General features: G+C 32.1%; 17 protein-coding genes, 1 tRNA gene, 1 rRNA gene and 1 other annotated feature. Of the genes, 18 read left to right on the top strand and 1 reads right to left on the bottom strand.

Annotated elements, in window-relative coordinates:
• From rrf to E6771_RS11590, 18 genes are all read left to right on the top strand, one after another.
• Positions 1–93, top strand: a 5S ribosomal RNA gene (gene rrf / locus E6771_RS11675); the annotation flags it as partial.
• 181 nt (positions 94–274) lie between these two features.
• Positions 275–427, top strand: a complete 153-nt coding sequence (rpmG, locus tag E6771_RS11670) for a 50S ribosomal protein L33 (RefSeq protein ID WP_035960606.1) — start codon at positions 275–277, stop codon at positions 425–427.
• Positions 428–452: 25 nt separating this feature from the next.
• A tRNA-Trp gene (locus tag E6771_RS11665) sits at positions 453–528 on the top strand.
• A 35-nt stretch (positions 529–563) separates the two neighbouring features.
• A complete protein-coding gene (gene secE / locus E6771_RS11660) occupies positions 564–746 on the top strand; it encodes a preprotein translocase subunit SecE (protein ID WP_316091493.1) in 183 nt (60 codons plus the stop codon).
• Positions 747–750: 4 nt separating this feature from the next.
• Complete coding sequence (gene nusG / locus E6771_RS11655; RefSeq protein ID WP_316091492.1) at positions 751–1,350, top strand: transcription termination/antitermination protein NusG; 600 nt, start codon at positions 751–753, stop codon at positions 1,348–1,350.
• Between the two features lie 71 nt (positions 1,351–1,421).
• On the top strand, positions 1,422–1,847 hold the full coding sequence (gene rplK, locus E6771_RS11650; RefSeq protein ID WP_005948714.1) for a 50S ribosomal protein L11: 426 nt from the start codon (positions 1,422–1,424) through the stop codon (positions 1,845–1,847).
• Positions 1,848–1,935: 88 nt separating this feature from the next.
• Positions 1,936–2,643: a 50S ribosomal protein L1 gene (rplA, locus tag E6771_RS11645; protein ID WP_316091491.1), complete on the top strand. Its 708-nt coding sequence runs from the start codon at positions 1,936–1,938 to the stop codon at positions 2,641–2,643.
• Positions 2,644–2,646: 3 nt separating this feature from the next.
• Positions 2,647–2,787, top strand: a sequence feature (ribosomal protein L10 leader region).
• An 18-nt stretch (positions 2,788–2,805) separates the two neighbouring features.
• Entirely contained in the window at positions 2,806–3,318 is a 513-nt protein-coding gene (rplJ, locus tag E6771_RS11640) for a 50S ribosomal protein L10 (RefSeq protein ID WP_316091490.1), read from the top strand.
• Between the two features lie 91 nt (positions 3,319–3,409).
• A complete protein-coding gene (rplL, locus tag E6771_RS11635) occupies positions 3,410–3,775 on the top strand; it encodes a 50S ribosomal protein L7/L12 (protein ID WP_316091489.1) in 366 nt (121 codons plus the stop codon).
• 240 nt (positions 3,776–4,015) lie between these two features.
• Entirely contained in the window at positions 4,016–7,516 is a 3,501-nt protein-coding gene (rpoB, locus tag E6771_RS11630; RefSeq protein ID WP_316091488.1) for a DNA-directed RNA polymerase subunit beta, read from the top strand.
• Positions 7,517–7,638: 122 nt separating this feature from the next.
• Positions 7,639–11,601: a DNA-directed RNA polymerase subunit beta' gene (rpoC, locus tag E6771_RS11625; protein WP_316091487.1), complete on the top strand. Its 3,963-nt coding sequence runs from the start codon at positions 7,639–7,641 to the stop codon at positions 11,599–11,601.
• Between the two features lie 67 nt (positions 11,602–11,668).
• Positions 11,669–12,547: a YicC/YloC family endoribonuclease gene (locus E6771_RS11620; protein ID WP_316091486.1), complete on the top strand. Its 879-nt coding sequence runs from the start codon at positions 11,669–11,671 to the stop codon at positions 12,545–12,547.
• 8 nt (positions 12,548–12,555) lie between these two features.
• Positions 12,556–12,795 (top strand): extracellular matrix/biofilm biosynthesis regulator RemA family protein, encoded by a 240-nt coding sequence (locus E6771_RS11615; RefSeq protein WP_096401405.1) that lies wholly within the window; start codon positions 12,556–12,558, stop codon positions 12,793–12,795.
• 1 nt (position 12,796) lies between these two features.
• A complete protein-coding gene (gene gmk, locus E6771_RS11610; RefSeq protein ID WP_316091485.1) occupies positions 12,797–13,354 on the top strand; it encodes a guanylate kinase in 558 nt (185 codons plus the stop codon).
• A 9-nt stretch (positions 13,355–13,363) separates the two neighbouring features.
• Positions 13,364–13,579: a DNA-directed RNA polymerase subunit omega gene (gene rpoZ / locus E6771_RS11605; RefSeq protein WP_316091484.1), complete on the top strand. Its 216-nt coding sequence runs from the start codon at positions 13,364–13,366 to the stop codon at positions 13,577–13,579.
• Complete coding sequence (locus tag E6771_RS11600) at positions 13,548–14,567, top strand: FAD:protein FMN transferase (protein WP_316091494.1); 1,020 nt, start codon at positions 13,548–13,550, stop codon at positions 14,565–14,567. Before rpoZ ends, E6771_RS11600 begins: the two co-directional genes overlap by 32 nt.
• A 90-nt stretch (positions 14,568–14,657) precedes the next feature.
• Positions 14,658–16,661 carry a sodium-translocating pyrophosphatase gene (locus tag E6771_RS11595; protein WP_316091483.1) on the top strand — a complete coding sequence of 668 codons (2,004 nt, stop codon included), beginning with the start codon at positions 14,658–14,660 and terminating at the stop codon, positions 16,659–16,661.
• 148 nt (positions 16,662–16,809) lie between these two features.
• Entirely contained in the window at positions 16,810–17,400 is a 591-nt protein-coding gene (locus E6771_RS11590; RefSeq protein WP_316091482.1) for a ComF family protein, read from the top strand.
• Positions 17,401–17,699: 299 nt separating this feature from the next.
• Here E6771_RS11590 and E6771_RS11585 read toward each other — a convergent pair whose 3' ends face one another.
• Positions 17,700–18,554 carry a hypothetical protein gene (locus tag E6771_RS11585; RefSeq protein ID WP_316091481.1) on the bottom strand — a complete coding sequence of 285 codons (855 nt, stop codon included), beginning with the start codon at positions 18,552–18,554 and terminating at the stop codon, positions 17,700–17,702.
• Between the last annotated feature and the right edge of the window lie 111 nt (positions 18,555–18,665).

Here is an 18,665-nt window from a genome sequence, read left to right as displayed (position 1 = left end):
ACACCTGGTCCCATACCGAACCCAGAAGTTAAGCCCGTAAACGCTGAAAGTACTTGGAGGGAAGCCTCCCGGGAGGATAGGTACTTGCCAAGCTTTTTTCTTTGTCAGAAAAAGAAAATTTAAAACATTTTAATAAAATTATTTGACAAAGTTAAGAAAATCTGATATTATATTCTATGTCTTAGAAAGCAAGATAGAGTAAACTCTTTTTCACCATATTATGACTTAATATGGGAGGATCGCAAAGATACCGTTAATGAGTGGAGGTGTAAAATTGAGAGTAAATATTCAATTAGAATGTACAGAGTGTAAAAGAAGAAACTATAGTACATCAAAAAATAAAAAGAACACTACTGAAAGATTAGAAATTAATAAATACTGTAAGTGGGACAAAAAAGTTACTTTACACAAAGAAACTAAAAAATAGTTTTTTATGTAAATTTACAACATGCAGGTCAATGGCTCAATTGGTAGAGCATCGGTCTCCAAAACCGAGGGTTGGGGGTTCGAGTCCCTCTTGACCTGCCATTTTTTATATTAAAGTCGAAATTAAAGGTGGTTTTATGAATCTGTTTCAAGGAATAAAAATGGAATATTCCAAGGTTCAATGGCCTAAAAAAGAAGAGATTGTAAATTCAACTCTTTGGGTAATTGTTATGAGCTTAGTTTTAAGCATTTATTTGGGAGTTTTTGATTTAATTGCTTCTAGACTGTTGAAAGTATTGGTCTCTCTTTTTGGAGGATAATATAATGGAAAAAACATTAGTAAAAAAATGGTTTATGATTCATACTTATTCAGGGTATGAGAAAAAAGTAAAAACTGACCTTGAACAAAAAATAGAAACACTTGGAATTGGAGAAATAGTTACAAAAGTGCTAGTTCCTGAGGAAGAGACTATTGAAGAGGTTAGAGGGAAAAAGAAAACTGTAGCCAGAAAAATATTTCCTGGATATGTTATGCTAGAAATGGTAGCAACAAGAGAGGAAAGTGAAGATGGAATAAACTTTAGAGTTGATTCTAATGCTTGGTATGTAGTAAGAAACACAAATGGAGTAACAGGATTTGTTGGTGTTGGTTCTGACCCTATTCCTATGGAAGATGATGAGGTATTAAACATATTCAGAGTTATTGGTTATGATATTCCAAAGGAAGAAAAAGAAAATAAAGAAGTTGTAAAAATTAACTTTGGACTTGGTGATTTTGTAAAAATCCTTGGAGGAGGTTTTACAGGTCATGAAGGAAAAGTAGCAGAAATAGATATGGAACAAAAGAAAGTAAAAGTTATGATCGAAATGTTTGGGAGAATGACTCCTATAGAAGTAGATTTTAACAGTGTTGAGAAGGCATAGTAAGTTATGTCTTTTTAGTGGGAGATGACACCGTCATTACCACACAATTTATGGAGGTGTAATTAAATAAAATGGCAAAAGAAGTAATTAAAATAATAAAACTACAACTACCAGCAGGTAAAGCTAATCCAGCTCCACCAGTTGGACCAGCATTAGGGCAACATGGAGTTAACATTATGGAATTCTGTAAAGCATTTAATGCAAAGACTCAAGATAAAGCTGGATGGGTAATTCCAGTAGAAATTTCTGTATATAATGATAGATCTTTCACATTTATACTAAAAACTCCACCTGCATCTGACTTGTTAAAGAAAGCAGCAGGAATCCAGTCAGCAGCTAAAAACTCTAAAAAAGAAGTTGCTGGACAAATAACAACAGCAAAATTAAGAGAACTTGCAGAAACAAAGATGCCTGACTTAAATGCAGGATCAGTAGAAGCTGCTATGAAAATTATAGCTGGTTCAGCAAGATCAATGGGAATCAAAATAGTAGACTAATTAATCTGTTGTATATGGTACAGAGTACCATGGTTATATTAAGTGGTAGGATTATTCCGCATCACCACAAAGGGAGGAAATTAAAAAAATGGCAAAACATAGAGGAAAAAAATACTTAGAAATTGCTAAGTTAATAGAAACTGGAAAGCTTTATGAAGTGAAAGAAGCTTTAGAATTAGTTTTAAAAACAAAAACTGCTAAATTTACAGAAACTGTAGAAGTTGCATTAAGACTTGGTGTAGATCCAAGACATGCTGATCAACAAGTAAGAGGAACAGTTGTTCTTCCACATGGAACAGGGAAAACTGTAAAAGTATTAGCTATCACTTCAGAAGCTAATGTTCAAAAGGCTTTAGAAGCTGGTGCTGATTATGCAGGTTCTGATGAATATATCACTCAGATTCAACAAGGTTGGTTAGATTTTGATTTAGTTATTGCTACACCTGACATGATGCCTAAATTAGGAAGACTAGGAAAAATATTGGGAACTAAAGGATTAATGCCAAATCCAAAATCAGGAACTGTAACTCCAGATATTGCTGCTGCTGTTTCTGAATTTAAAAAAGGTAAACTAGCATTCAGAGTGGACAAACTAGGGTCAATTCATGTACCAATTGGTAAAGCTGATTTTGCTCCTGAGAAAATTGAAGAAAACTTCAAAGCTTTCTTAGATCAAATTACAAGATTAAAACCAGCATCTTCTAAAGGTCAATACTTAAGAACAGTTGCTGTGTCGCTAACAATGGGACCTGGAATAAAAATGGACCCTGCATTAGTTGCTAAATATGTTGGATAAATAATTTAATATAGATCCAAACCAAAGACCGTAGGTGGTTTAACCTTAATTACCCTACCGAGGTTGGAAGCAGGTTTCGCTAGCCTCATAGTGTGATTTTAACCTCCGTTCCATTCTTTGGCACGGAGGTAATTTTTAAGAAAAGAGGAGGTGAAAAAATAAATGGCAACTCAAGCAAAAATAGATCACGTAGCTGAACTAGTAGAAAAAATTAAAAAAGCTCAATCAGTAGTATTAGTTGATTATCAAGGAATCAGTGTTAATGATGAAACTGCATTGAGAAGAAAAATGAGAGAAGCTGGTGCTGAATATCTAGTAACTAAAAATAGATTGTTCAAAATAGCTCTTAAAGAAGCAGGTGTTGAGGATTCTTTTGAAGATATTTTGGAAGGAACTACAGCTTTCGCTTTTGGATATAATGATCCAGTAGCTCCTGCAAAAATCGTTTTTGATTTAGCAAAAGATAAGGCTAAAGCAAAACAAAATATTTTCAAAATAAAAGGTGGAGTTTTAACAGGGAAAAGAGTTGAGACTGAAGGAATAGAAGCTCTTGCTAAATTACCTTCAAGAGATCAATTACTTTCTATGTTGCTTAACTCAATGCTTGGACCAATCAGAAAACTTGCTTATGCAACTGTCGCTATCGCTGATAAAAAAGAAGCAGCAGCTGAATAATTAAAGGTTTTAATTGGCTTAATAAATGAGATAAAATAACAATTATAATAAATCACAAATTTGTGTATAAAAACTAAGGAGGAAACAATAAATGGCATTCGATAGAGAAAAATTTATAGCTGAATTAGAAGCTATGACTGTTTTAGAATTAAAAGATTTAGTAAGTGCATTAGAAGAGCACTTTGGTGTAACTGCAGCAGCTCCAGTAGCAGTAGCAGGACCAGCAGTAGCAGAAGCAGCAGAAGAAAAAACTGAATTTGATGTTGTATTAACTGCAGCGGGAGCTAATAAAATAGCTGTAATAAAAGAAGTAAGAGGAATTACTGGATTAGGATTGAAAGAAGCTAAAGAATTAGTTGATAATGGTGGAAAACTTAAAGAAGCTGTTTCTAAAGAAGAAGCTGAAGCAGTAAAAGAAAAATTAACTGCAGCAGGAGCTACAGTAGAAGTTAAATAATTGATTGGACTTTTAATTTTGAACTAAAAATCTTATTTAATTAAAAAAAATAGGCACTCTTAATCAGAGTGCCTTTTTACTAATTATTAAAGATAACTTAAAAGTATAAATTGTATTACATCATGATGTAAATTTTTGTTTTAGAAAAGTGATAATTAATCATTTGGAAATAGATTTTAGCCTTTTATTTTCAAGTGATTAGGTATTAAACTTTAAAGAATTAGTAAGGGGTGTGAATTAATGGGGAAACTCGTTGAAAGATTGAATTTTGGAAGGATAAAAGAAAGAGGAACAATGCCTCATTTTCTTGAGTTCCAATTGGATTCCTATGAAGATTTTCTACAAGCTAAAGAGGCTCCAAATAATAGAAAAGATAAGGGGTTAGAATCAGCTTTTAGAGAAATTTTCCCTGTTGAATCTTCTAATGGAGATATCAAGTTGGAGTATGTTTCTTATGAATTGCACGAAGCAGAGCCACCATTAAATGATGAGCTTGAATGTAAAAAAAGAGGAAAAACTTATTCTACTTCTTTGAAAGTAAGATTAAGACTGATCAACAAGAAAAGTGGAAATGAGATACAGGAATCTTTAGTTTATTTTGGAGAAGTTCCAATGATGACAGAAAGAGGTACTTTCATAATCAATGGTGCTGAAAGAGTTGTTGTATCACAGCTGCATAGATCTCCAGGAGTTTCATTCAACAAAGAGATCAATATTCAAACAGGAAAAGATCTTTTCTCTGGAAAAATTATTCCATATAAAGGTACTTGGCTTGAGTTTGAAACAGATAAAAATGATTTCTTGAGTATAAAAATAGATAGAAAGAAAAAGGTATTAGCTACTGTATTCCTAAAGGCTATTGATTTTTTCAACAACAATACAGAGATAAAAGACTATTTCTTAGAAACTAAAGAATTAGATTTAGCCTCGATATTCCAAAAGTATAAAAACAAAGATGAGCTTTTAAGTGTAATAAGAACAAGATTTGAAGGAAGTTTTGTTAAAGAAGATATTTATGATGATGAAACTGGTGAAGTTATAGCAGAAGCAGATGCAGTTATAGATGAAGTTTTAATAGAAAAAATGATAGAATTCAAAATAGAAAAAGTTGTTTATTGGGAAGTAAAACCAGAAGATAAATTATTAGCTAATACTGTTTTGAATGATAGTACACTTACAAAAGAGGAAGCAGTAACAGAAGTATTTAAAAAATTGAGACCAGGTGATTTAGTAACAGTAGAATCTGCAAGGTCGCTTATCAGACAAATGTTCTTTAACCCTCAAAGATATGATCTTGAGCCAGTTGGAAGATATAAAATGAACAAAAGACTAAAACTTAATGTTCCAGAAGATGAAATATTATTAACTAAAGATGATATTATTGGAACAATGAAGTATGTTATTAATTTGAATAATGGAAATGGACATACTGATGATATAGATAATCTGTCTAATAGACGTGTTAGAGGTGTAGGAGAACTGTTATTGATGCAGATCAAAGCAGGGCTTTCTAAAATGGGTAAAATGGTAAAAGAGAAAATGACAGTTCAGGATTCTGAAACTTTAACTTCTCAATCTTTACTTAATACAAGACCATTGAATGCACTTATTTTAGATTTCTTTGGATCTGGGCAATTATCTCAATTTATGGACCAGTCTAATCCATTGGCAGAATTAACTCATAAGAGAAGAATCTCTGCTTTGGGACCTGGAGGTCTTTCAAGAGAGAGAGCTGGATTTGAAGTAAGAGACGTCCATGATTCACATTATGGAAGAATCTGTCCAATAGAAACACCAGAAGGACCAAACATCGGGCTTATAGGTTCATTAGCAATATATGCTAAAATAAATAAATATGGATTTATTGAAACTCCATATGTAAAAGTTGTTGATGGTAAAGCTGATTTTGATCAGATAGATTATCTTGCAGCTGATGAAGAAGAAGGATTATTCATTGCACAGGCCGATACAAAAATTGGAGAAGATGGAGCACTTCTTGGTGATGTTGTATGTAGATTTGGTCATGAGATTGTAGGTATTAGTGGTGAAAAAGTTGATTACTTGGATATCTCTCCTAAACAAGTGGTATCAGTATCAGCTGGATTAATACCATTCTTAGAACACGATGACGCCAACAGAGCACTGATGGGATCAAACATGCAAAGACAGGCTGTACCATTATTAAGAACTGAAGCACCATATATAGGAACTGGATTAGAAAGAAAAGTTGCTGTAGATTCTGGAGCTGTTGTTATTTCTAAAACTGATGGTAAAGTTGTATATGTAGATGCACAAAAGATAGTCATAGAAGATCCAGAAGGAAAAGAGTATAAGTATAGAATGCTTAATTTTGAAAGATCTAACCAATCTATGTGTTTACATCAAACACCACTTGTTTCTCCTGGAGAAGAAGTAAAAGCAGGAGGAGTAATAGCTGATGGACCAGCTACAAGAGGAGGAGATTTAGCACTTGGAAGAAATATTCTGATGGCATTTATGCCTTGGGAAGGATATAATTATGAGGATGCGATTCTAATATCTGATAGATTAAGAAAAGATGATGTATTTACATCTATTCATGTGGAAGAATATGAAATAGAAGCTAGAAATACTAAACTTGGAGATGAAGAAATAACTAGAGAAATACCTAATATCTCTGAGGAAGCTTTAAGAAAACTAGATTCTAAAGGTATAATAACTATTGGTTCAGAAGTTGGACCTGGAGATATACTTGTAGGTAAAACAGCTCCTAAAGGAGAAACAGAACCACCTGCAGAAGAAAAATTATTAAGGGCTATCTTTGGAGAAAAAGCAAGAGATGTAAGAGATACATCACTTAGAATGCCTCATGGGTCAAAAGGAACTGTAGTAGAAATTCTTGAACTTTCAAGAGAAAATGGAGATGAACTTAAAGCTGGAGTTAATAAAGCAATAAGAGTATTGGTCGCTGAGAAGAGAAAGATAACTGTTGGAGATAAAATGTCTGGACGTCATGGAAATAAAGGGGTTGTATCAAGAGTACTTCCTGCTGAAGATATGCCGTTCCTAGCAGATGGGACACATTTAGATGTTGTACTTAATCCACTTGGAGTACCTTCACGTATGAATATAGGACAAGTACTTGAAGTTCACTTAGGTATGGCTATGGGTAACTATAATGGTGGAACTCATATTGCTACACCAGTATTTGATGGTGCTTCTGAAGAACAAGTTAAAGATTATCTTGAAAAACTGGGATTCCCTAGAAGTGGTAAAGTTGATCTTTATGATGGAAGAACAGGAGAAAAATTTGATAATCCAGTAACAGTTGGAAGAATGTATATGCTTAAACTTCACCACTTGGTAGAAGATAAAATGCATGCCAGAGCGATTGGTCCTTATTCACTGGTTACACAACAACCATTGGGAGGAAAGGCTCAATTTGGAGGACAAAGACTTGGAGAGATGGAAGTTTGGGCATTGGAAGCATATGGTGCATCAAATATACTTCAAGAAATGCTTACTGTAAAATCAGATGATGTTACAGGAAGAACAAAAACATATGAAGCTATAATTAAAGGGGAAGAAATGCCTGAACCAGATTTACCAGAATCTTTCAAAGTATTATTGAAAGAATTCCAGGCATTAGCACTTGATGTTGAGTTATTTGACAAAGATGGCAATGTTATAAATGTAGATGAAGAGTTAAATAAAGAGGATATGACAACTGAGTATTCTCCTTTAGCTGAATTCAAAGATTAGACAATAAAATAAAATGAATTGTTAGGGGTAAACATGGGTTATATAGAACAAATAACCCATTTTATCGTCCATATAGATAAATTATATGTAGCTTTATCTCAATTAAGGAGGCTTTGCATTTAATGGGAATAAGAAGTTTTGAAAAAATAAGAATTAGATTAGCATCCCCTGAAAAGATTGAAGAATGGTCATATGGGGAAATTACAAAACCTGAAACTATCAACTATAGAACTTTAAATCCAGAAAGAGATGGTCTGTTTTGTGAAAAAATATTTGGACCAACTAAAGACTGGGAATGTGCTTGTGGTAAGTACAAAAGAATGAGATATAAAGGTCTTGTTTGCGAAAAGTGTGAGGTAGAAGTAACTAGATCTAAAGTAAGAAGAGAGAGAATGGGACATATTTCCTTAGCTGCTCCAGTATCTCATATTTGGTATTCTAAAGGAACTCCAAATAAAATGTCACTTATTATTGGATTATCTCCAAAAGAATTAGAATCTGTATTATATTTTGCAAGATATATAGTAACAGAAGCTGGTGAAAGTAATTTAAAAGAAGGAAAAATACTTACTGAAAAAGAGTATAAATTATATAAACAATTATATGGAAATAAATTTGAAGCTTTAATGGGAGCAGAAGCAGTATTAAAGCTTCTTGAAAAAACTCATCTTGAGTCTTTGAGAGACGAATTAGAAAAAGAATTGGAAGATGTAACTTCTTCACAGAAAAGGAAGAAAGTAGTAAAAAGACTTAAAATAGTTAGAGATTTTATTTCTTCTAATAATAAGCCTGAGTGGATGATACTTAAAAATGTTCCTGTAATTCCAGCTGATTTGAGACCAATGGTACAATTAGATGGAGGAAGATTTGCTACTTCTGACTTAAACGACCTTTACAGAAGAGTTATTAATAGAAATAATAGACTTAAAAAACTTTTAGAGATAAAAGCTCCTGAAATAGTTGTAAAAAATGAAAAAAGAATGCTTCAGGAAGCTGTGGATGCTCTTATTGACAATGGAAGAAGGGGAAAACCAGTTGTTGCTCAAAATAATAGAGAGCTTAAATCTCTATCAGATATGCTAAAAGGTAAACAAGGTAGATTTAGACAAAATCTACTTGGAAAAAGGGTTGACTATTCAGCAAGGTCAGTTATTGTTGTTGGACCATCACTTAAGATGAATCAATGTGGTATTCCTAAGAAAATGGCTCTTGAACTTTATAAACCTTTTATTATGAGAGAACTTGTAAAAAGAGAACTTGCATCAAACATTAAAACTGCTAAGAAATTAGTTGAAGATGCAGATGATAAAGTATGGGATGTAATTGAAGATGTAATTCAAGATCATCCAGTATTATTGAACAGAGCTCCAACTCTTCATAGATTGTCTATTCAAGCTTTTGAACCTGTACTAATTGAAGGGAAGGCTATAAGACTTCATCCATTAGTATGTTCTGCATTTAATGCTGACTTTGATGGTGACCAAATGGCTGTTCACTTAATGTTATCACCAGAAGCTATAATGGAAGCAAAACTTCTTATGTTAGCTCCAAATAACATTATTTCTCCTTCTAATGGAGAACCAATAGCAGTACCTTCTCAAGATATGGTTATGGGATGTTTCTATATGACTAAAGATAGACCAGGATCAAAAGGTGAAGGAAAATGTTTCTCAAATATAGATCAAGCTCTTACAGCTTATAATAATGAAGTATTAGATACTCATGCTATAATTAAAGTAAGAATTAAAGATGAAATAGTAGAAACTACTCCTGGAAGAATTATGTTTAATGAAATGCTTCCTGATGTAGATAAACAATATAATGTAACATTTGGTAAATCACAACTAAAAAAACTTATTGCTAGATTATATGATGAGCATGGATTTGCAGAAACTGCAGAGCTGATTAATAAAATTAAAGATTTTGGATATCATTATGGTGCTATGGCAGGGGTTTCAGTAGGAATAGAAGATTTAGAAATTCCAGAGGCTAAAAAAGAAATACTTGCAAAAGCAGATGAAGAAGTAGCTCAGATAGATGCTGATTATAAATCAGGAAAGATTATCAATGAAGAAAGATATAGAAAAACTATTGCTGTCTGGTCTGAAGCTACTGAAGCAGTAACTAAAGCAATGATGGATGGACTTGATCAATTTAACCCAGTTTATATGATGGCGAACTCAGGAGCCAGAGGTAATATATCTCAGATGAGACAGCTAGCTGCCATGAGAGGTAACATGGCTGATACACAGGGAAGAATCATTGAAGTTCCTATTAAAGCAAATTTCCGTGAAGGATTGACAGTATTAGAATTCTTTATGTCATCACATGGAGCAAGAAAAGGACTGGCAGATACAGCTCTAAGAACTGCCGATTCAGGATATTTAACAAGAAGACTTGTTGATATTTCCCACGAAGTTATAGTAAATGCTGAAGATTGTGGAAGTGAACAAGGAATTGAAGTTGGAGAACTTGTATCAGAAGGTAAAGTTATTGAAAAATTAGAAGAAAGAATCAGAGGAAGAGTTCTTGCTGAAGATTTAGTACATGAAGGTGAAGTGATTGCTACTAGAAATACTATGATTGGAAAAGAACTTATAGAAAAAATAAGTGAGTTAGGGATAAGAAAAGTAAAAATCAGATCTCCATTAACTTGTTCACTTGAAAAAGGAGTATGTAAAAAATGTTATGGTATGGATTTATCTAACCACAGAGAAATACTTCTTGGTGAAGCAGTTGGAGTTATTGCAGCTCAATCAATCGGAGAACCAGGAACACAGCTTACAATGAGAACATTCCATACTGGAGGGGTTGCAACAGCAGCTACAGTAGTAAGTGGAATTAGAGCTGAAAATGCTGGTAAAGTTGTATATAGAGATATAAAAATTCTTGAGAATGATACTACTGGGGAACAAACAGTAGTAAGTCAGTCTGCTAAAATAATTATAGGAAACTATGATTATGAGATTCCGTCAGGGTCAATACTTAAAGTAAAAGAGGGAGAAAAGGCTGAAATAGGTACTACACTAGTAACATTTGATCCATTCCATATCCCTATTATAGCTGACCAAGATGGTAGAATAGAATATAGAGAACTTTATGTAAAAGAAAATTATGATGAAAAGTATGATGTTACTGAGTATATGGCTATCAAACCAGTTGAATCAGGAGATATCAACCCAAGAGTTGTAATATTCGATAATGATGGAAATACAAAAGGAAGTTACACTATCCCATTTGGAGCTTACTTAATGGTAAGAGAGGGAGAAGAAGTAAAAAAAGGTCAGACAATAGCTAAAATCATTAAAGAAGGTGCTGGAACAAAAGATATCACTGGAGGTCTTCCAAGAGTACAAGAGCTATTTGAAGCTAGAAATCCTAAAGGTAAAGCAATGCTTACTGATATAGAAGGTAAAATAGAAGTAACTGGTAAGAAAAAGAAAGGTATGAGAGTCATCATTGTAAAATCTACAACTGATCCAAAGGACTTCAGAGAATATTTAGTGCCAGTAGGAGAACGTCTGGTAGTAACTGATGGTATGCTTGTTAAAGCTGGAGATAAAATAACAGAAGGAGCGATTTCTCCATTTGACGTATTAAATATCAAAGGGCTTGTAGCTGCTGAACAGTTTATACTTGAGTCAGTACAACAAGTATATAGAGACCAAGGAGTTGGAGTTAACGACAAACATATAGAGATCATTGTTAAACAGATGTTTAAAAAAGTAAGAATTGTAGATTCTGGAGTATCATTATTCCTAGAAGATGAAGTTGTTGAAAAGAGAATTGTTGATATGGAAAATCTAAGATTAAAAGAGTTAGGAAAACCTTTAATCAAATATGAACCAATCATTCAAGGTATTACTAAAGCTGCTGTTAATACAGGAAGTTTTATATCAGCTGCCTCATTCCAAGAGACTACAAAAGTTCTTTCTAATGCAGCAATAGAAGGTAAAATTGACTATTTAGAAGGGTTAAAAGAAAATGTAATTATAGGTAAAAAAATACCAGCAGGAACTGGATTTAATGCTTACAGAAATGTAAAAGCAGTTGAAATTGAAAATAAAGAATTAGAAGAAGAATAATATAATAGGAATAGGCGACAAGGTCGCCTATTCCTGTATTTGTTTCATCTTTCCTGGAGGAAAAATTATGAGAAGTATGACAGGATATTCAAAACTTACATATCAAGACGAAAGTTTTGCTATCAACATGGAACTTAAAAGTGTAAATAATAAAAATTTAAATTTGAAAATAAAACTTCCATACAATTTAAATTTTTTAGAAGGAGCAATAAGAACAGAAATTGCTTCAAAAATCAGCAGGGGTTCTTTAGATCTAAAAATAGAATTTGAAGATAAGAGGGAGCTTGGGAAACTTTTTGATTATGATAGAAATTTAAGCTCAGCTTATATGAATGTACTTAAAGAGATGGAAAATGATTTTAATGAAAAATTCACAAATAAAATGGATATTTTAGTTAGAAATTTAAATGTTATACAAAAAAATGATTTTGAGATTGATGAAAGTGAGTATTTAACTTTTATATTGGGAAAAGTTAATGAATTACTCGTTCCATTTATTCAAACTAGAGAAGATGAAGGGAACCGATTAAAAGCTTATTTTCTTGAAAGAATAGAAGTTCTTGAAGAAAAAATAATTGAAATAAAGCAATATAAAGAAACTGTAGTTAAAAATTATAAAGAAAAACTGATGGAAAGACTTGATAAAATAAGAGGAACAATAGATTTTAAAGAAGAGGATATTCTTAAAGAAATATTGATTTTTACTGATAAATCAGATATATCTGAAGAAATTTCAAGACTTGATAGCCATATGGAGCAGTTAAGGAAAGAAATGGAAAGCAAAGATACAGCAGTAGGAAAGAAAATGGATTTTATTCTTCAAGAAATATTTAGAGAGCTTAATACAACAGGGGTAAAATGTAATTTGTATGATATTTCAAAACTTATAGTAGAATGTAAGAATGAACTTGAAAAAATTAGAGAACAAGCCATGAATATCGAATAGGAGGATCTATGAGGCCCATCAATATCGGATTTAATAATATGGTAATGGATATAAGAATAATTGCTGTCATAAATCCTGACTCAGCTCCAAGTAAGAGATTGAGAGAGGAAGCTAAACTTCAAAATAGGCTTATAGATGCAACTTTGGGAAGAAAAACAAAAACCTTAATAATAACAGATTCAAATCATGTTATAATGTCAGCTATAAATCCAGAAACGATATCAGCTAGAATAGAGAAAGGAGAATAAAATGCCAAAAGGAAATCTATATGTAGTATCAGGACCTAGTGGTGCTGGAAAATCAACTATCTGTAGACTTGTACGCAAAATGCTTGGAATAAATCTTGCTACTTCTGCAACTACAAGAGAGCCTAGAACAGGAGAAGTAGATGGAAGAGATTATTATTTTCTTACTAAAGAAGAATTTCTTAAAAAAAGAGAAAATAAAGATTTTTTAGAAACTGCAACAGTTCATGGGAATTATTATGGAACTTTAAAATCAGAAGTAGAAAATAGAATGACCAAAGGTGAAAATATAATATTAGAGATTGATGTACAAGGCGGTCTTCAAGTAAGAGACCAATATCCTGAAGCAAATCTTATTTTCTTTAAAACACCAACAAAAAAGGAGCTTGAAGCAAGATTAAGAGGAAGGAAAACAGATAGTGAGGAAACTATTCAACTTAGGCTTGCAAATTCTATAAAAGAGTTGGAATATGAAAAAGAATATGATATAACAATAATAAATTATACTGTAGAACAGGCATGCAATGAATTAAAAAAAATTATAGAAGAAAAAAGTAAATAGGAGGCTAATATGAAAAAAGATATAGTTTATGATGAATTACTTGATAAAATACCTAATAAATATATACTGACAATAATCAGTGGTCAAAGAGCAAGAGAGATAGGGAAGGGAGCTACACTTTTAACTAAATGTAGTAAAAAAGATACTGATATAAAAAAGGCTTTTAGAGAAATTGCAGATGGAAAAATTGGTTATGAATTTGGAGAAGAAGAAGTTGGTGAATAGTGTGATAAAAAGACTTTTTCTAATTTTTTTACTTCCATTTGTTTTTATAGGGTGTACAGATAAAAAAATGCAGAAATTTGAAAGTGAAAAATTTCTTTTTGGAACTTATATAAAGATAACTGTGTATGATAAGGATGAAAAATTAGCTAAAAAAGGAATGGAAGAAGCATTTAATGAAATAGAGAGACTGGATAATAAATTTAATAGTAAAATAAAAACCAGTATAATAGGAAGATTAAATTCAGATCCTGCTACTCCAGTGGAATTAGATGATGAAGGTCTTATGCTTTTTTCTAAAGTGAAAGAAGTGTATGACCTTTCAGATAAAAAATATGATATAACGATTGGACCATTGCTAAAAGCATGGGGATTTGGAGAGGTTGGAGAAATTTCTATTCCATCAAAAGAGCTCCTAGCTCATGTACTGACAGAAATAGATTTTGATAAAGTAAAAATAGAAGGCAATAAAATACACATGGAATTTCCTGTAAATGAGATTGATACTGGGTCTTTTTTAAAAGGTTATGCTGTAGCTAGGGCTAAAAAAGCAATGGAAGAAATAGGTATAACAAGTGCTTTTATAACTACTATATCTAGTATAGATGTAATAAATACAAAACCAGAAAACAAGCCATGGAGAATAGGAGTACAAAATCCAGAAAACCCAGAAGATTTACTTGGAATTGTAGAACTTAATAATGAAGGTATGGGAGTATCGGGAGATTATCAGACTTATGTAGAAATAAATGGAGAAAAGTATCACCATATATTAGATAAAACTACAGGTTTTCCAGTGAAAGATAAAAAGTTAGTAATGGTTATATGTGAAGATTCTTTTTTAGCTGATCTATACTCAACAGCATTTTTTACTATGCCTATAGAAAAAATTATGAAATATGCTGAAAATAATGAAAAAATAAAAGTTTTAATTGTAGATAAAGATATGAATATATTAAAAACAAAAAATCTTGATTTTTTTAAAAAATAAGAGAACTTTTTGAATAAAAGTACTTGTAATAAATTAAGTTTTCAAATATAATGTAGTGTGTAATTTAAATTAATATAGGAGGATTAAGTAATGGAACATTCATTGATCTATGTTGGAATAATTGCTGGGATACTTGCATTGATTGCTGCCTTTGGTTATTCTAAAAAAGTGGAAAGTTATCAAATTAACATTCCAAGAGTAGCAGAAATAACAGATGCTATCAGAGAGGGAGCTATGGCTTTCTTACTTGCAGAATACAAAATATTAGTATACTTCGTAGTAGCAGTAGCTATATTATTAGGAATTTTCTTAAATATTTCAGTTGCGATAACATTTGTATGCGGAGCTGTAACTTCAGCTATAGCAGGAAATGTTGGGATGAGAATAGCAACTAAAGCTAATGGAAGAACTTCGATAGCTGCTAAAGAAGGAGGGCTTTCAAAAGCTCTTGATGTAGCATTTGCTGGTGGAGCAGTTATGGGTCTTGCAGTTGTTGGACTTGGAATGCTTTTACTATCAGTTATGATAATCATATTTAACTGGGATATGAGTATTGTTACTGGATTTGGAATGGGAGCTTCATCAATTGCTCTATTTGCAAGAGTTGGTGGAGGAATCTACACTAAAGCTGCTGACGTTGGAGCAGACCTTGTTGGTAAAGTAGAAGCTGGAATTCCTGAAGATGACCCTAGAAATCCTGCTACAATAGCAGATAATGTTGGAGATAATGTTGGGGATGTTGCTGGAATGGGAGCAGACTTATTTGAGTCTTATGTTGGGTCTATTATAGCTGCAATGACTATTGGAGCAACTATAGCACAAGTTACTGAAAATTTTGGATATCTAATTGCACCTTTACTAATAGCTGCATTAGGAATCGTTACTTCTATATTAGCTACATTAACAGTTAAAACTCAAAATCCTGATGAAGTTTATCACAAATTGGAAAATGGAACTAGAATAGCTGGAATCCTTTCTTTAATTGCTTCATTTGGAATAATTAAATTCTTAGGATTAGAAATGGGAATATTCTATGCTATTGTTGCTGGATTATTAGCAGGACTAGTTATAGCTTATTTTACAGGATTATATACAGATACTGGTAAAAAAGCAGTTAACAGAATTGCAGATGCTGCTAAAACTGGACCGGCTACAACTATAATTGAAGGACTAGCAGTTGGTATGGAGTCTACAGTTGCACCCATTATTATCATTGCTGTTGCTATTATTATTGCTTATATGACTGCTGGATTATATGGAATTTCTGTAGCTGCAGTTGGAATGCTTGCAAGTACAGGAATGGTAGTAGCAGTTGATGCTTATGGACCAGTAGCTGACAATGCTGGAGGAATTGCTGAAATGGCTGAGCTTCCACCTGAAGTTAGAGAATGTACAGATAAACTTGATGCAGTTGGTAACTCGACAGCAGCAGTTGGAAAAGGATTTGCAATTGGGTCAGCAGCTCTTACAGCTCTATCTTTATTTGCAGCTTATAAAGAAGCTATCCAAATTCAATCAAATCAAATTCTTGCTATAGATGTTGCTAACCCAGAAGTAATCGCAGGATTATTCTTAGGTGGAATGTTAACATTCTTATTCTCTGCTCTAACAATGACAGCAGTTGGTAAAGCAGCTATGGAAATGGTTGAAGAAGTAAGAAGACAATTTAGAGAAATTCCAGGAATCATGGAAGGAAAAGGAAAACCTGATTATAAAAGATGTGTTGAAATTTCTACTCATTCTTCATTAAGAGAAATGATACTTCCTGGAATACTTGCAATAGTTGTTCCAGTCGTTGTAGGACTTTGGTCAGTACAAGCTCTTGGAGGATTATTAGCTGGATCTCTTGTTACTGGTGTATTAATGGCTATCATGATGGCTAATGCTGGTGGTGCATGGGATAATGCTAAGAAACAAATTGAAGCTGGGTACAAAGGTGATGGAAAAGGATCTGAAAGACATAAAGCTGCAGTTGTTGGAGATACAGTTGGGGATCCATTCAAAGATACATCTGGACCATCTCTTAATATTCTTATCAAATTAATGAGTATAGTATCACTAGTTTTAGTACCATTATTTGTAAAATTTATGTAATTATGTTATAATAAACAAAATGCTTTGGGGACAACCAAATGGTTGTCCTTCTTTTTTATTTATATGAAAATTATACCTCATATTTGAATTATTTAATAAATATGATAAAATGTATATAAGATAAAAAGTATTTAGGAGGTCATCAGGTATGAAGTTAAATCCTATAAAATTAGAAGGAGTATGGAATGAAGGCTATGCTCTGGATTATTTTACAACCAAAAGTGAATATAAGGGTGAGGATATATTTGGATACCCAGAATTTGATGTAGCATATAGTGAAATAGGAAAAGCATTAAATGAGTTAAAATATCATAAGGATTATCTTAAAGCAGTGGAAATAGCAGATGAAATAGCAAAACATATAACAAATGAATGGAATCTTCTTGATAAGATAGATGGAATAATAGCTGTTCCTCCTTCAAAATCAAGAATAATACAACCATTATTTCAATTAGTTAAGCTAGTTGGAGAGAAAGTTAAAAAACCTATCTCTTTAGACTTCTTCAGTAAACTTACTTCAGAAGAGATAAAAAACCTTCCAGTAGAAAAAAAACTAGATCTTTTTAAAAATAGCATAAGAAAAAATAGAGATTTGACTAGAAAGGGAAATATTCTTCTTATAGATGACCTATACAGTACAGGAACTACTCTAAAAGGCCTTTGTGCATTGTTAAAAGATGATACTAATGTAGAAAATATATATGTATTGGTAGTTGCAAAAAGCAGTATAGATAAATAGAAAATTAGAGCTCATTATGAGCTCTTTTTATATATTAGGAAAAGTTTAAAAAAAGTAAGAAAGGAAAGTGAAAAAATTACAGATATATCTGTGATAAATAACATTAAATTAACTCTTTTTTATGTTAAAATAGGAAACAATTTTAAAACCAGGGAGAGTCTAAAATCGTTTCCTTCATGGGAAATTATAAGAGAAATATTTAAAAGAAAATTATCTTTATTTATATAAACTGGCTAAAAAGACAATAAAGAAATAAAGTTTTATTTATGCTTAATAGCCAGTTTTTTATTTAAGAAAAATTAGAATCTATAATTCCATCCAACAATAAAGTCTCCATAGTAATTATTGCTGTCAAATGATTTTCCATCATTAACTTTTTCCATATTTCTTATTTCATATCCATATTTTAAATAAACATTTAAGTTAGTATTAACTTGATAATCTGCACCTAAATAAATTCTATTTCTTCCAAAATCTTCATATCTTCCAACTGTATCTTTAGCTTTTTTATCTCCATCTTTAAATTTATCATCTACAGTTAAAGTAAATCTACCCTCTGTAGAAAGAGTGATTTTTTCTCCTTTGTAAAGAGTAGCATAAGCTCTGATTTGATGTTCAAAGTTATTTTCAAGTTCTCCAGAACCAACTCTTCCCATTGTTTGAGTCCAGTCAACAAACCATCCAATTTTTACAGAACCAAATTTAATTCCAATTGGGAATATTTCCCCTCTCCAAGCATCATTAACTTTGTTGTTTGCTTGATACCAGATATCTGCTGCTCCCCAGAACATATCATAATCCCAAGTTCCTCTTAAGTAATATCTATCAAAGTCTTTTTGACCTCTATATCTAAAACCTAATTTGTAATTATCAAATTTTTTCCAAGCATCCATTTGAAGTCTTCCATCTTTTGAATCAGTATTATCAGTGTCAATATCCCAGAATTTTCCACCAGTTATAGCAAATGTCCAATCACCATAAGATAATCCAACAGTAGTTCCAAAGAATGAATCTTCTCCAATATCAGATCCTCCAGATACATTTTCAATCTCAATTTCCTGTCCAATAGATGTTACTTTTAGAACTGGTTCAGCTCCATAAGAAACTGCTGAAACTACTCCTAATGCTGCTAATAAAAGTGCTAATTTTTTCATAAATTTCCTCCCAGAAAAATTATATATTTTTTATAAAATTTTAAGCAAATAAGACAACTTTTATAAGTTGATGAAATTTAATTATTGCCTTTAAATTTTATATTTGAAATA

Origin of the sequence: Fusobacterium sp. (assembly GCF_032477075.1) — a bacterium.
GTDB lineage: Bacteria > Fusobacteriota > Fusobacteriia > Fusobacteriales > Fusobacteriaceae > Fusobacterium_A.
The sequence above is the reverse complement of the archived record's forward strand: the minus strand, read 5'-3'. Positions and strand labels throughout refer to the sequence as shown.